The sequence below is a fragment of the Rathayibacter sp. Leaf248 genome, assembly GCF_920939495.1.
GTDB classification, from domain to species: Bacteria; Actinomycetota; Actinomycetes; order Actinomycetales; family Microbacteriaceae; genus Rathayibacter; species Rathayibacter caricis.
In genome coordinates this window covers 1,936,922-1,952,297 of record NZ_CAKLAV010000001.1, presented here as the reverse complement: position 1 = coordinate 1,952,297, position 15,376 = coordinate 1,936,922, and the positions used below count along the sequence as shown (strand labels likewise).

The following is a 15,376-nucleotide window of genomic DNA, read 5'->3' as shown; positions in this document are numbered from 1 at the left end:
GCCGATCAGATCGCCGTGAGGATGAGGACGACGAGCTGCTCGGGAGCGAGGACGGGCGCCTGCAGGCCGACGGTCGCCAGCACTCGTCCGCTGAGGACGGTCTCGCGTTCGGTCCAGGGGAGCGGCGACTGCCCGGGACCGCCGAGGGGCGAGGTGACCGGCGCCAGCCGCACGGAGTAGGCGGCGTCCGGGTCGAGTCCGGGGAGGGTCATGCGTCCCGGCGGGTAGCTCTCGCCGGTGCGCAGCTGGGCGAAGGTGAACAGGGCGGCCGAGTGGTCGGCGGCGACCACGCCCGAGAGCGCGGCCGCATCATCCGCGAGGTCGGCGCGCACGGCGGTGCCGGTGTGCAGCAGTACGCGGTGCTCGCGGTGGAAGGCGACCCAGGCTGCCAGTTCGTCCTCGACGGCGGGGTCGAGATCCGAGACGTCCCACTCGATGCCGAGGTGCCCGGGCAGTGCAGTGCCCGCACGGAACGCGAGCGACTGGGTGCGGCCGGTCGAGTGCGACCGGGGGCCGCCGATGTGCTGTCCCATCAGCTCAGGTGGAACGACGAGCTGCGTGTAGGGCTGGATGGTCTGCCGCTCGAGTGGGTCGATGCAGTCGCTGGTCCAGATCCGGTCGGTGCGAGCGAGGATCCCGAGGTCGACACGGGCGCCTCCGGAGGCGCAGGACTCGATCTCGACTCCTGGGTGCCGTGCACGCAGCTCGTCGAGCAGCCGGTAGAGCGCGAGCACGTTCTCGCGCACGGCCGCTCGCCCCGTGGCCGGGGACACCGCCTCGATCAGGTCGCGGTTATGATCCCACTTGAGGTAGGCGATCGGGTATTCGGCCAGCAGCGCGTCGAGAGCGCCGAGCATGTGGTCGAACGCGCCCGGCTGCGAGAGATCGAGGACCTGCTGCTGCCGTCCCGAGGGCGGCAGATGCCCGGCTGGTCCGAGGATCCACTCCGGGTGCGCGCGCGCCAGTTCGGAGTCGGGGCTGATCATCTCCGGCTCGACCCAGAGGCCGAACTGCATCCCGAGCCCGGTGACGGCGTCGATGATCGGCGAGAGACCCTGGGGCCAGACGTCGGGATCGACGGTCCAGTCGCCGAGGCCGGCGGTGTCGTCGCGCCGACCGAGGAACCAGCCGTCGTCGAGGACGAACCGCTCGACGCCGATCCGTGCGGCGCGCGCGGCGAGGGTGGTGAGACGCCCGAGGTCGTGGTCGAAGTAGACCGCCTCCCAGGTGTTGAGTGTGACCGGTCGCGGAGTCGAGGGGTGCTGCGGTCGCGCACGGACCGATGCGTGGAACCGGGACTGCAGCGCGGTGAGGCCGTCACCCCAGGAGCCGTAGGCGACGGGGGTCTCGTAGCTCTCGCCCTGCGCCAGCTCGACCTCGGCCGGGCGCAGCAGCTCCCCGGCAGCGAGGAACGAGACGCCCTCGACCGTGCGCTCGGCGCGGACGGCGGAGTTCCCGCTCCAGCCGAAGTGGACGCCGTGCACGAGACCGCGCTCCCATCCGAAGCCGGGAGTGCCGACGGCGAGCAGGAGGGTCGCATCCGCTCCGGGGCGTCCGCGCCGCGTCGTACGGACGTGCTCACCGATCGTCAGTTCGTGGCGCTGCGGGTGGCGTTCCCGCAGATGGTGACCGGTGGTGTCCAGGATCTCCCGCGCGGTGGCGGGAAGGGGGAAGCCGAGCTCCAGTCGCTCGAGGCGGAAGGGTCGGGCGTCGAGGTTCTCGACCCGGGCCCTCTGGGTGAGCAGACCGGCGGTGTCGACTTCCAGGTCGATCGTCACGCGCACGCCTGCTCCGATCGCGCTGATGCGCAAGGAGGAGCCGATCGACTCGATGCTCACGACGTCGAAACGCTCCGACGCCGTGCTGCGGTCGTGCGTGCCCTCGAACGTCGGCGCGTGCTGCCAGCCGTCGGCTTCGACGGCGACGAGTCCCAGGGGAGCGAAGGCGTCGAGTCCGCCGGACACGCGCTGCGGAAGAGCGGCGTCGGCGAGAGACGTTAGTTCAGTGGAGGAAAGATTCCCGAGCGCGGCACCCCAGTGGACGATCGTCGGGAAAGTCTCGAGCCGGGCGTCGACCACGACGCTCGTGCCGCCGCTCTCCAGGTGGAACAGGCGGGATTCGAGGCCGATCCGGGCGAGGGACTCGTTCGTGGACGCGATGCTGCGGTGCATGCGTTCTTTCTATAGCAGAAGTAATAGGGGTGTCAAGGCGATCCGAGCGGTGCTCTTTCTGTGCCGGACCGCCCGCGAGCCGCTACATTCCTGTTGAAACGAAAAGAAGGGGTGCCGTGACCGACACCATCGGGTCCGATGACGGTTCCGGCAGCTCGGCCGAGCTGCTGGCGCGCGAAGTCCTCATCCACGGCCCCATCGCCCGCTCCGACCTGGGGCGCCGTCTCGGGCTCTCACCCGCCAGCCTCACCCGTCTCGCTCGTCCCTTCATCGACGGCGGCCTCTTCGTCGAGGGCCCTGAACTGACCGCGGGCGTCGGCCGACCCGCCCGACCGCTCGACATCAGGGCCGACGCCCTGAGCTTCGTCGGCGTCAAGGTCACCGGCAGCGAGATCCTCGCTGTCCGGACCGATCTGCGCGCCCGGACCGAGGTCGAGTTGGTGCGCGCTCTACCCGGCAGGCGTCCCGAGGAGGTGATCGCGGCGATCACAGGTGTCGTCGACGAGCTCGGTGGAGCCACCGTCTTCGCAGGTCTGGGCGTGTCCTTGGGTGGCAGCATCGGCGCCGACGGCAGGGTCAGCCGCGCGCCGTTCCTGGAGTGGCGCGACGTCGACCTCGCCGGCCCGCTCTCCTCCGCACTCGGCCTCCCGGTCGCCCTCGAGAACGACGTCGTCGCGCTGACCGGCGCCGAGCACTGGTTCGGCAGGGGACGCGGCATCCCCCATTTCGCCGTCCTCACCGTCGGTGCGGGTGTGGGCTACGGTCTGGTCGTGCACGACCGCGTCGTCGCACCGCCGTCCGCGGGTCTGGGGCTCGGCGGGCACTACCCGCTCGACCCGGGCGGGCCGGTCTGCGAGGCGGGCCATCGCGGCTGCTCGACCGCCATGCTCAGCCTGCCCTCGCTCACCCGGCAGCTCTTCATCGCAACGGGGCGGGAGCTGTCCCTCGCCGAAGGGTTCGCGGCCGCTCGCGACGGCCATGCGGGAGCGGCGAGGATCCTCGACGACTCCGCGCGCGCGCTGGGGACGATGATCGCCGCCATCGCGAATCTGTCGATGGCGGACACCGTCATCCTCGCCGGCGAGGGGGTCGCCCTCTACACGGAGCAGCCCCAGGTGGTGGACGCGGTGATCGCGGGCACCCGCGACCCCGACGCGGATCCGCTGACGCTGATCGTCGATGACGGAGGGCTCGTCGAATGGGCGAGAGGAGCCGCCGCGACAGCGATCCAGCGCCTGCTGCCGCGGATCGCGCTGGGAACGCTGTAAGCACGCCGAGTGCGCCGTCAGGCGCGGGACTCTGCGGTGGAGGGGGCGGTGGACGCGGGTGCGGTGGGCCGCGATCGCGGCGACCCTCGGCGCCGTGCAGCTGCTGCCTCGTCCGCGCTGATCCCGCCATGGCTCCGGCCGCTCCGCCACAACCCCCTGGTGCGCCCGGTTCTCCCGCGGTGTCCTGGAGCATGCGCGAAATGAAGTTCGTGAGACTCGTCAGCCGCCTCGAGAACGCCGCCGCTCTGGATCCGCTCGTCGAGCGGGCCCGCGCGGTCGTGAACTCCGTGATCCGCCCCCAGCCCGTGCGCGACGTGCTGCACGGCGTCCCGGTGGGGCATCCCGTGCATCCGCTGCTCGTGCTCGTGCCGACCGGCGCGTGGGTGTCGGCCGCGGTCCTGGACCTGCTGCCCGGCAACGACCGCGCGGCGCGCACCCTCGTCGGCCTCGGTGTCGTCAGCGTGCTGCCGACAGCGGCGGCCGGATGGACGGACTGGTCCGAGCTGCACGAGCAGCAGACACGGGTCGGCCTCGTGCACGCCTCCGCCAACGTGGTCGCAACGGCGCTCTACGCCGCCTCCTTCGTGCAGCGGGCGCGGGGGCGCCGGACGAGCGGCAAGGTCCTCGGCATGCTCGGGCTCGCCGTCGTCTCGGGCGGCGGCTACCTCGGCGGCCACCTCAGCTACCGGCAGGCGGCGGGTGCGAACCACGCCGAGGACGTGCCGCACCGCTTCCCCTCGGGCTGGCAGGACCTCGGGCCGCTGGACGAGCTGCCCGAGCGCGAGACCGTCGTGAAGGAGGTCGGCGGTGTGCCGTTGCTCGCCTTCCGCCGCGGCGACCGGGTGAGCGTGCTGTCGAACGTCTGCAGCCACCTCTCCGGACCCCTCGACGAGGGTGCCGTCGGCGACCGGTCCGGCGAGGCGTGCGTCGCGTGCCCGTGGCACGGGAGCGTGTTCTCGCTCGACTCGGGCGAGGTCCTCCGCGGCCCGGCCACGTCGCCGCAGCCGAGGTTCGAGACCCGGGTGTCCGACGGCCGCGTCGAGGTGCTGCTGCCGAACGCGGGCTGACGGAGGAGCGCCGCGCCCGGCCGGGGTCGCGGGCCGCGGACGGACGGATTGACCGCTCGCGAGGCGCGATGTTACCGTGAACAAGGCCGGAGGGCCGCGGGGGCGAGCAGGTCGAGGACGACCAGGCGCCCCTCCGCACCAAGGCCTCCCGGCTGTCCGCAGCGCACCGCGTCCCCGCGACGCACCCTCGACGATGGAGTCACCCATGACAGCAGCCCCCTGCCCCACGAGCATCTGTCCCCGGGTGGTGACGACGTGCTGACGTCCGTGCGCCGCCGCCTCACGGCCGGGCTCCTGATCCTCCTCGCGAGCCTCGTCGCCCTCCCGATGCTCGCCGCCGCTCCGGCCGCGGCGCTCGGGGAGCCGACCTTCACCAACCCGATCGACCCGGACACCGCCGACCCGACGATCGAGTTCCACGACGGCAACTACTACATGGTCGCCACGACCTGGGACAACCGCGTCGTGATGCGGAAGGCCCCGACCCTCGCGGCGCTGGGCACGACGACTCCGGTGACCGTGTACACCGACACCAACCCCGGCCGGAACGCCAACATGTGGGCTCCGGAGCTGCAGCGCCTGAACGGGCCGAACGGGCCCCGCTGGTACCTGATGTACACGATGGGCACCGCCGGCAACTTCGACCGCCAGCACCTGCAGGTCATCGAGAGCGCGGGCGATGACCCGATGGGCCCCTACACCTACAAGGGCCGCCCGATCCCGACCGACGACTGGAACATCGACGGCGCGTACCTCGAGCTGAACGGCGAGCTCTTCGTCACCTGGTCGGCGTTCTCGCCCGGGCCGAACCGCCTGCAGAACAACTACATCGCCCGGATGTCGGACCCCTGGACCGCCACCGGACCGCTGAACGTGCTCTCGCAGCCGGTCGAGCCGTGGGAGACGATCGGCGCCCCTGTGAACGAGGGCCCTGTCCCGCTGCAGAAGGACGGCCGCACCTGGATCGTCTACTCGGCGAGCTTCTGCGGCACCGAGGACTACCAGCTCGCCACCCTCGAGTACGACGGCACCGGCGACCCGGTGCTCGCCTCCTCCTGGACCAAGAGCGACGGACCGGTCTTCTCGAAGGCGAACGGCGAGTTCGGCACCGGGCACAACGACTTCTTCGACTCGCCCGACGGCACCGAGACGTGGAACCTCTACCACGCGAACGCCCGCCCCGACGGCGGCTGCTCGCGCGAGCGCTCGGCGCGTGCGCACATCGTCGACTGGACCGCCGAGGGCGAGCCCGACTTCGGGACCCCGCTCGGCACGAGCGCGCAGATCCCCGTCCCCAGCGGCGAGAACGCGCCGATCACGGCCCGCGTCGAAGGCGCTCCGTGGCAGCTCGTCAACCGCAGCACGGGCCAGTGCGCCACCGTCTCGCCGACCGCGAGCGGCGACGGCGCCGCCGTCGTGCAGGGCTCCTGCTCGACCCCCCGGGCGAACTGGAAGCTCGACAGCACGGGTGACGGCTTCGTCCGCATCGTGAACGCCAGCAGCGGCAAGTCCCTCGGGCCGGTCGGCTGCTCGACGGCCTCGGGCGCGGGGATCCAGCAGTCCTCGTGGCTCGCGACCGGCTGCCAGCAGTGGAGCGTGAACCCGGGGACCGGCGGGTACTCGACGCTGACCTCGCGCACGAGCGGCCGACTGCTCGAGGCGTCGGGCACCGCGGTGCGGCAGGCGACGGCATCGGGTGCGGCTGCGCAGGAGTGGTCGCTCCGACCCTCCGGAGCGGTCGCCGTGAGCTCGTTCGCCACCGGCAAGACGTTCGACCTGCCCGGCTGCTCGACCGCCGACGGCACGGCCCTGCAGCAGCGGGAGTGGACCGGCGCCGCCTGCCAGCGCGTCACGTTCACGCCGACCGGCGCGGGCGACGTCGAGATGCACCCGGTGACGGCAGCGGGCAAGTGCCTCGCGGTCACCGGAGGCTCCACCGCGAACGGCGCGACCGTCACGCAGGGCGCGTGCGGCGTCACCGGGAGCGCCTGGCGCCTCCGTCCAGCGAACGACGGCACCGTCGAGCTGCGCGCCGTGCACAGCGGCAAGGCGCTCGACCTGTTCAACTGCTCGGCCCTCGACGGGACGCTGATCGGCCAGTGGGACGTGCTGAACAACGACTGCCAGCGCTACCGCGTGTCGGTCGGTGCCCCGGAGTCGACGACGCCGCTCACGGTCACCGCGACCACCACCGCACGGTGCATCTCGGGCAAGGCGGTGCTGACCACCACGGTCCGCAACACCGACGACCTGCCGGCGGATGTGACGGTCGCCTCGGTGTCCGGGACGAAGACCTTCCCGGCGCTGGGCGGCGGGAAGACCGCGACGGCGAGCTTCACGACGCGCCAGGTGGCCCTGCCGGCCGGATCGACGACGGTCACCGCGGCCGGGATCGACGACGCCGGGCGCAAGGCCGCAGTGCAGTCCGCGTACGCGGCGCTGACCTGCGGCTAGGCCCGCACCCTCGCTGATCGAGTAGGCCGCTGCGCGGCCTCCGCTCTGCTGATCGAGTAGGCCGCGCAGCGGCCGTATCGAGATCCGCGTCTTCTGGAGTCGTGGGTCTCGATACGCCGCTGCGCGGCTACTCGACCAGCAAGGGTGGCGGCCGGAGGCCTTCCCTCTGCTGATCGATGGCGGCGCGTGCCTTCTTCTTGCTGATCGAGTAGGCCGCTCGGCGGCCGTATCGAGATCCGCGTCCTCTGGAGTCGCGGGTCTCGATACGCCGCTCCGCGGCTACTCGACCAGCAAGGGGCCGCGCGGCGGCCGTCTCGAGATCCACCCCGACACCCCCTCGTGCGAAGGAGCACACCATGACCACCAGCACCAGGCGCGCACCGCTGCGCGCCGCACTCGCGACACTCGGGCTGGGGGCGGTGCTGCTCTCGGGCCTCGTCGCCCCTCCGGTCGCCGCCGCGGAGCCCGCGCAGATCCCGCAGTCGGGACTCCTCGCGGAGTACCGCTTCACCCAGGCGACGGGCGCGAGCGTGCCCAACACGGCGGCCTCGGCCGTGGGGCCCGCGCGCGTCGTGAACGGGACCGACTCCCTGTGGACCGGCACGTCGCTCCGTCTCCCCGGCGGCGCCAAGACGAGCGCCGCGCCGTGGGTCGAGCTTCCCGACGACCTGCTGACCGGCCGCTCGTCGGCCACCGTGACGGTCGAGACCCGCGCCGACGCGTCGATGCTCTCGACCTTCCACTTCCTCTGGAACATCGGCAGCGACAGCACGAGCCAGTACTGGTTCGCGTCGGTCCGCGACCGCGTCCGCACGGCGATCACGACGAACGGAGGCGGGGCCGAGAACAACGCGCGCGGCGCCTCGGGCATCGCCGCCGACCGCTGGTACAGCCTCACCTCGGTGATCGACGGCGCGGCCGGCACGATCTCGTTCTTCGTCGACGGCGTGCGCGTGGCCTCGGCACCGACCGCGCTGCGTCCGTCCTCGGTGACGGACCAGTCGCTGAACACCATCGGCCGCGCGCCGTACCCCGACCCCTTCTACAAGGGCGAGGTGTCGACGTTCCGCGTCTACGACCGGGCGCTCACCGGCACCGAGGTCGCCTCGGTCTCGACCGCCGACGCGCAGCTGCACGCGAGCACCTTCGCGCCGCTCGCCTCCGCGGTGCTCGACGGAGTCGCTCCGCTGACCGTCGACGACTCGACCACGAACCTCCCCGACTACGGGGGAGCGGTGACCTGGAGTTCCAGCGACCCCGCCCTGCGGATCGGCGCCGACGGCCGCACCCTGAGCGCCGACCGCCCGGCGGCCGGCCAGCAGGCGCGCACGAGCACCCTGACCGCCACGGCGAGCATCCGCGGAGTCGCCGCCACCCGCCAGATCGCCGTCACCGTCGAACCGCAGGTCGGCGTCGACACCCCCTACGGGTACCTCATGGTCCACTTCATCGAGGACGCGCAGGGCTACGCCGAGAAGATCTACCTCGACGTCTCGCGCGGCGACGACCCCGAGAAGTGGGACCCGCTGAACGGCGGCAAGCCGATCCTCGCCTCCGATCTCGGCACGACCGGCGTCCGCGACCCGTACCTCACCTACAATCCCGAGACCGAGAAGTACTACATCATCGCCACCGACCTCCGGGTCTTCGGCGGCGACAGCGGCACCGGCTCCTGCACCTCCTGGTGCTACTGGACCACCCAGGGCAGCGTGAAGATGAACGTCTGGGAGTCCACCGACCTCGTGTCGTGGAGCGACCTGCGCCAGTTCGACGTGTCGCTCGACGACGCCGGGCGGCGGGCCCTCGAGGCCGGCATGATGTGGGCGCCCGAGGCGACCTGGGTCGACGACTTCGACGGGCAGGGGAACGGCTCGTTCGTCCTCTACTGGTCCTCGACCGTCTACCCGACCGCGGCGCACACGCCCGGCACGGGAGCGTCGCGGATCCTCTGGGGCTCGACGACCGATTTCACGCAGGAGACCTACTCCTACGGCGGCACCTTCGTCGACACCGGAGCCGACGTCATCGACACGACGCTGATCCAGGACGGCGGCACCACCTACCGCATCTCGAAGGACAACGGCACCGGACGCGGCATCTACATGGAGTCGACGACCGCCGCCCAGTGGTGGCTGCCGACGGCACGGTGGACGCCGATCCAGGACCGGATCGGAGCGGTCTGGGCCGGCGGCAACGCGGGCGGAGTCGAAGGACCCGCGGTCTTCAAGGACCACGACGAGGACCGCTGGTACCTGTACGTCGACGTGATCCCCTCGACCGGCTACCGCCCGATGGTCACCACCGACCTCGACGCGGGCTGGACGCAGCTGACCGATCCCGGGTTCTCGATGGCGCCGTCGACCAAGCACGGCGGCATCGTGTCGCTGACCGCGGGGCAGTACGACGAGGTGCGGAAGGCGGACGCGGCGTCGGCCGTGCGCGCCGACCTGGGCGACGTGAGCGTCGCCTCCGGAGCGAGTGCCGCGGCCGTCACCGCCGCGCTGCCCGCCCGGACCGACGTGGTGCTCGCCTACGGGCGCGGCACGGCGTCGCAGCCCGTCACCTGGGACACCTCCGCGGTCCGCGCCTCCACTCCCGGCCGCTACGCGGTGACCGGAGTGGCGCGCACGATCGGCGCGAACGAGAACCAGTGGGTGGGTGCCGGCGGATCGACGGCGTGGAACGCGACGGGCAAGGTGCTGTCGAGCTCGACGGCGGTACGCGTCACGGCGACGGTCGTGGTGACGGCGCCCGCCGTGTCCGCGACGCTCACCGCGTCGACCCGTTGCATCGGCGGCAAGGTCGTGGCGACCGGAGTGGTGCGGAACACGGGCGCCTCGCCGGCGAGTGTCGTGCTGCGCTCGGCCTGGGGCACGTCGCCCGTGCTGACCGCGGCGCCCGGAGCGGCCGCGACCCACGCCTTCACCACCCGCGCGGTGTCGGTGGCGGCCGGGTCGCTGAGCGCGACCGTGACCGTCGGAGGCGCCTCCACGGTGCTCGAGGCGCCCTACGCGGCCCGCCGCTGCTGAGCGCTGCTCCTCTGCTGATCGAGTAGGCCGCGTAGCGGCCGTATCGAGATCCGCGTCTGCCGGGCTTCTGGTGGGTGCGGGTCTCGATACGCCGCTGCGCGGCTACTCGACCAGCAAGCAGACCCTGCTGATCGAGCAGTCCGCTCGCTTTCTGCTGATCGAGTAGGTCGCGGAGCGGCCGTATCGAGATCCCCGTCCGCCGGGCTTCTGGTGGGTGCGGGTCTCGATACGCCGCGGCGCGGCTAATCGACCAGCGGAAGTCAGCGGCCGATCGGGACGCGGTGCCGTCCGCCGGGGTCATTCAGCAGTGCGGGGGGTCTCGGACGGCGCGGGCTCCTCCGTGACTCGCGAGTCGGTGAGGGAGAGCGAGCCGATCGTCGCGATCAGGCCGACGAGGACGGCGACGGCCAGGTACGCGATCCGCTCGCCGGCGAAGAAGGTCTGGACGAGGTCGGAGCTCCAGGCGCCGGACGGGAGCGTCGTCGTGACCAGCGCGGCGATGAGGGTGCCGACGACGGCCGTGCCGATGCTGGTGCCGACCTCCTGGGAGGTGTCGTTGAGCGCGGCGCCGATGGAGGTGCGGTTCTCGTCCATCGCCTCGATGAGGGCGACCGCGCAGATGGTCATGATCGTCCGCAGGCCGATCGTCAGGAGGACCATCATCGCGGCGATCGCGAGGTAGCCGTGGTCCACCGCCCAGGCCATGCCCAGAAGCGAGCCGACGAGCAGGGCCGTGCCGACGAGGCAGGCGAGGCGGTGGCCGAGGTGCGACGCGAGCCGCTCGGCGATCGGCGTCGCGGCGATCATGGTGACGATGATCGGCAGGTTCGCGATGCCGGCCTGCATCGGGCTCCATCCGTACGCGTACTGGAAGTGCAGGATCAGGCCGAACAGGACGCTGGCGAAGGCGATCGAGGCCGCGAGCTGCGTGAGCGCCGCGCCTCGGACCGGTCCGGTGCCCAGGAGTGCGAGGTCGATCATCGGCGAGGCTGCGCGCCGCTCCCGGAGGACGAAGCCGACGATCGCGGCGACCGTGCCGAGGGCGCAGGCGAGGGTCGCGAGCGAGAGCCAGCCGTCCTGCACGCCGCTGGTGAGGGTGTAGCAGCCGAGTCCGATGGCCGTGACGGTGAGGGCGGCGCCGGGGAGGTCGAGCCGCTGGGAGGTGAGATCCGCGCGCCGGTCGGCCTGCACGCCGACGCGGACGCCGATCCAGGCGAGGAGGGCGATCGGCGCGTTGACGATCAGGAGCCACTGCCAGCTGAGGTGGCTGAGGACCGAGCCGCCCAGGATCGGGCCCAGGACGAATCCGGACATGCCGACGATCATCACGATCGTGATCGAGCGCATGCGCAGTCTCGCGTCGTCGAAGAGGCGGAAGATCAGCGACATCGTGACCGGGGCCATGGCTGCAGCGGCGCCGCCGAGCAGCGCCCGCAGCGCGATGAGCTGGCCGATGTCGGCGACGAGGACGACGGCGAGGCTGATCAGGCCGAAGGCCGCGAGACCGCTCAGCAGCACTCGGCGGCGGCCGAACCGGTCGGCGGCCGAGCCGGCGATCAGCAGCAGGCCGCCGAAGGTGAGGGAGTAGGCGCCCGTCACCCACTGCAGCCCGGCCGTGCCGCTGTCGAGCGATCGGCCGATCGTGGGCAGGGCGATGGAGAGCAGCGTGTTGTCGACCATCTCGACGAAGAAGGCCAGGCAGAGCGCCGCAAGGGGGAGCGCTGCGGCGCGCAGCGAGGTGTACGCGGGGGGCGTGGTGGGCGTGGCGACGAGCGTGCTCATGATGGACCTCTCGGATCGAACGCCGTACGAGTATCGGACGACGTTCGATAACATAGAACGATGTTCGATACGATGCAACACATGCCTGCAGATCCGACCGAGAAGACCGCGCGAACCAAAGCGGCACCCACCCGTGCGCGGGGGCGCCAGCGGGCGTCGCACTCGCTCGACACGGTGCTCGCCGAGGCGATCGCGATCCTCGACGAATCGGGGGAGCCGGCGCTGACCTTCCGGGCGCTGGCGGCGCGGCTCGGCGGAGGAGTGGCGAGCATCTACTGGTACGTGGCGAGCCGCGACGAGCTGCTCGACCTGGCGACCGAGGAGGTGATGGGCCGGGTCCTCGAGGACAGCGAGCCGCTCACCCACGGACCCGATCCCGTGGCGAACCTGCGCGCCCTGGCCCTCGCGCTCTTCGACGAGTTCGTCCGTCGGCCGTGGTTCGGCCAGTTCATGCTCCGCAACAACGGGCTGCAGCCCAACTCGATGGCGATGCACGAGCGGATCGGCCAGCAGCTGATGCGGCTGGACCTGACGCCCCGGCAGCGCTTCCACGCGGCGTCGTCGATCGTGAGCTACGTCGTGGGTGTCGCGATCGACCTCGCGCAGCCGCCGCCGAAGGAGTTCCTCGAGAGCAGACTCGGCCGACTGGAGTTCCTGGCGCAGTTCGCCGACCGCTGGCGCGCACTCGACCCCGAGGCGTTCCCGTTCGCGCACCAGGTTGCGGACGAGATGGCCACGCACGACGACCTCGACGTGTTCCGCTCCGGGCTCGACCTGCTGCTCGACGGACTCCGGCTGCAGGCCGGCCTCGGGCCGTCGTGCTGATCGAGTAGGCCGCGGAGCGGCCGTATCGAGATCCCCGTCCGCCGGGCTTCCGGTGCACGGCCGGCTCGGGATCCGCCGCACCCCGCCCCCGCGCTCGGCGGGCGCCCATCGGGGGGTGGGATGCTGAGCGGATGCCTGCCGCTGGAACGACGCCCCCCTCCTCCCTCGACCGGGTGCGCGTGCGCGGCGCCCGCGAGAACAACCTGCAGAGTGTGGACGTCGACCTCCCGCGCGACGCGCTCGTCGCGTTCACCGGCGTCTCCGGCTCGGGCAAGAGCTCGCTCGCGTTCGGCACCCTCTACGCGGAGGCGCAGCGCCGCTACTTCGAGTCGGTCGCTCCCTACGCCCGCCGGTTGATCGACCAGGTCGGCGTGCCCGACGTCGACTCGATCGAGGGACTCCCGCCGGCCGTCGCCCTGCCGCAGCGCCGCTCCGTCGGCTCGGCCCGCTCCACCCTCGGCAGCGCGACCACCCTCTCGAGCGTGGTCCGCATGGTCTTCTCGCGCGTCGGCACCTACCCCGAGGGCGCGCCGATGCTCCTCGCCGAGGACTTCTCGGCCAACACCGTGCAGGGCGCGTGCCCGACCTGCCACGGCATCGGCCGCGTCTACGACGTGCCGGACGAGCTGATGGTGCCCGACGACTCGATGAGCATCCGTGACGGCGCTCTCGCCGCGTGGCCCACCGCCTGGCACGGCAAGCAGCTGCGCGACAGCCTCATCTCGCTCGGGCACGACATCGACGTGCCGTGGCGGACGCTGCCCGTCGACGCGCGCGACTGGATCCTGCACACCGACGAGTCGCCGCAGGTCCCGATCTTCACCGATCGCTCGCCGGCCGAGGTGCGGAAGGCCGTCGCGGCGGGGCTCGAGCCGCGCTACATGAGCACGTTCCTCGGAGTGCGGCGCTACGTCCTCGACACCTTCGCCGGCTCCAAGAGCGCCCGGATGCGCGAGCGCGCAGCGACGTTCCTGGTCAGCGTCGCCTGCGGCACCTGTCACGGCCGCAAGCTGAAGCCGGAGGCGCTCGCCGTCACCTTCGAGGGTCACGACATCACCGAGCTCGCCGCGCTCCCGCTCGAAGACCTCCAGGTGCTCCTCCGGCGCGTGCTCGAGCCCGACTGGATCCCCCTCGGTGCCGGCGCCCCCGCTCCCGAGACGCGGCTGGCCGCGCAGCGCCTGGTCGGCGACCTGATCGCCCGCCTCGCTCCGATCGTCGACCTCGGCCTCGGCTACCTCTCCCTCGACCGGTCGACGCCGACCCTCTCCTCCGGCGAGCTGCAGCGGATGCGGCTGGCCACCCAGGTGCTCTCGCGGCTGTTCGGCGTCGTGTTCGTCCTCGACGAGCCGTCGGCGGGGCTCCATCCGGCCGACACGGAGGCGCTGCTCGGCATCCTCCGCACGCTCCGCGCCACAGGCAACACGGTCTTCTTCGTCGAGCACTCCCTCGACGTCGTGCGCGAGGCCGACTGGATCGTCGACATCGGCCCCGCGGCGGGCACCGGGGGCGGCTCCGTCGTCTACTCGGGGGAGCTCGACGGGCTGCGGCACGTCTCCGACTCGGCGACGCGGCGGTACCTCTTCCCGGCCGCCGACTCCGTCGCTCCGCTCAGAGAGCGTCGCCGCTCGTCGCAGAGCATCGAGCTGAGCGGAGTGACGCGCAACACCCTCCGCGACCTCGCGGTGTCGTTCCCGGTGGGTGCCCTGACGGCGGTCACCGGGGTGTCCGGATCGGGAAAGTCCACGCTGGTGAACCAGGCGCTCCCGGATCTGCTGCGCGCGAGCCTGCACGCCGACCTCGCCGAGGACACCTCTCCCGACGACGACCGCGGGGGAGCGGATCCGCTGCTCGGCCCCGCGGAGGACGTCACGCTCGGCCGGGCGCGGGGACCGGTGGAGCGTCTGCGCCGGGTGGTCCAGGTGAGCCAGACGCCCATCGGGCGCACCTCGCGCTCCAACGTCGCCACCTACACCGGTCTGTTCGACCGCGTGCGAGCGCTCTTCGCCGCGACCCCGGAGGCGAAGCGCCGCCGCTACTCCGCGAGCCGCTTCTCGTTCAACCTCCCCAGCGGACGGTGCCCGGTCTGCAAGGGCGAGGGGACCATGGAGGTGGAGCTGCTGTTCCTGCCGACGGTGGAGGCGCCCTGCTCGGAGTGCGGTGGGACGCGGTACAACTCGGAGACGCTGGAGGTGACGCTCGACGGGCGCTCGATCGCCGACGTGCTCGCGCTGAGCGTCTCGGCGGCGCGCGAGGTGTTCTCGGCGGAGCCCGAGGTGGCGCGGCACCTCGATGCGCTGGTGGACGTCGGCCTCGGGTACGTCGCGCTCGGTCAGCCCGCCCCCGAGCTCTCGGGCGGCGAGGCGCAGCGGGTGAAGCTCGCCTCGGAGCTGCGGCGCGCCCAGCGGGGCGACACCCTCTACCTGCTCGACGAGCCCACGTCGGGACTGCATCCGGCCGACGCCGACCGGCTGCTGACGCACCTGCAGCACCTCGTCGACGCGGGCAACACGGTGATCGTCGTCGAGCACGACATGCGGATCGTCGCCGACGCCGACCACGTCATCGACCTCGGTCCGGGCGCCGGGCGGGCCGGCGGGACGATCGTCGCGACGGGCACGCCCGAGGAGGTCGCCCGAGTGGAGGGCAGCCGCACGGCGCCGTACCTCCGGGCGGCTCTGGAGAAGCGCGGGGCCTGACCGCGGCGGGTCTCGAGACGCCCCTGCGGGGCTACTCGACCAGCAGGGGGTGGGCGTCGAAGGTCTGCTGATCGAGTAGCCCGC

8 protein-coding genes are annotated in these 15,376 nt (G+C 72.1%); 6 read left to right on the top strand and 2 right to left on the bottom strand.

All coding sequences use genetic code 11. The features are described from left to right. Window positions 1–5 precede the first annotated feature (5 nt). A complete protein-coding gene (locus tag LRG51_RS09505) occupies window positions 6–2,171 on the bottom strand; it encodes an alpha-galactosidase (RefSeq protein WP_230672441.1) in 2,166 nt (721 codons plus the stop codon). Window positions 2,172–2,287: 116 nt separating this feature from the next. Here LRG51_RS09505 and LRG51_RS09500 point away from each other — a divergent pair, with 116 nt between their 5' ends. The 4 genes from LRG51_RS09500 (at window position 2,288) to LRG51_RS09485 (ending at window position 9,989) form a co-directional block, all read left to right on the top strand. Beyond that, entirely contained in the window at window positions 2,288–3,439 is a 1,152-nt protein-coding gene (locus LRG51_RS09500; RefSeq protein WP_230672439.1) for an ROK family protein, read from the top strand. Window positions 3,440–3,630: 191 nt separating this feature from the next. After that, on the top strand, window positions 3,631–4,506 hold the full coding sequence (locus tag LRG51_RS09495) for a Rieske 2Fe-2S domain-containing protein (RefSeq protein ID WP_230672437.1): 876 nt from the start codon (window positions 3,631–3,633) through the stop codon (window positions 4,504–4,506). 255 nt (window positions 4,507–4,761) lie between these two features. After that, window positions 4,762–6,960: an RICIN domain-containing protein gene (locus tag LRG51_RS09490; protein WP_230672435.1), complete on the top strand. Its 2,199-nt coding sequence runs from the start codon at window positions 4,762–4,764 to the stop codon at window positions 6,958–6,960. A 356-nt stretch (window positions 6,961–7,316) separates the two neighbouring features. Then, on the top strand, window positions 7,317–9,989 hold the full coding sequence (locus tag LRG51_RS09485) for a LamG-like jellyroll fold domain-containing protein (protein WP_230672433.1): 2,673 nt from the start codon (window positions 7,317–7,319) through the stop codon (window positions 9,987–9,989). 297 nt (window positions 9,990–10,286) lie between these two features. Here LRG51_RS09485 and LRG51_RS09480 read toward each other — a convergent pair whose 3' ends face one another. Next, entirely contained in the window at window positions 10,287–11,771 is a 1,485-nt protein-coding gene (locus LRG51_RS09480; protein WP_230672431.1) for an MFS transporter, read from the bottom strand. An 81-nt stretch (window positions 11,772–11,852) separates the two neighbouring features. On the opposite strand from LRG51_RS09480, the gene LRG51_RS09475 reads away from it, so the two are divergent. Next, window positions 11,853–12,596, top strand: coding sequence for a TetR/AcrR family transcriptional regulator (locus tag LRG51_RS09475; RefSeq protein ID WP_055785721.1), 744 nt, complete (start codon window positions 11,853–11,855; stop codon window positions 12,594–12,596). Window positions 12,597–12,727: 131 nt separating this feature from the next. Then, window positions 12,728–15,292 carry an excinuclease ABC subunit UvrA gene (locus LRG51_RS09470; protein ID WP_230672428.1) on the top strand — a complete coding sequence of 855 codons (2,565 nt, stop codon included), beginning with the start codon at window positions 12,728–12,730 and terminating at the stop codon, window positions 15,290–15,292. Window positions 15,293–15,376 lie beyond the last annotated feature (84 nt).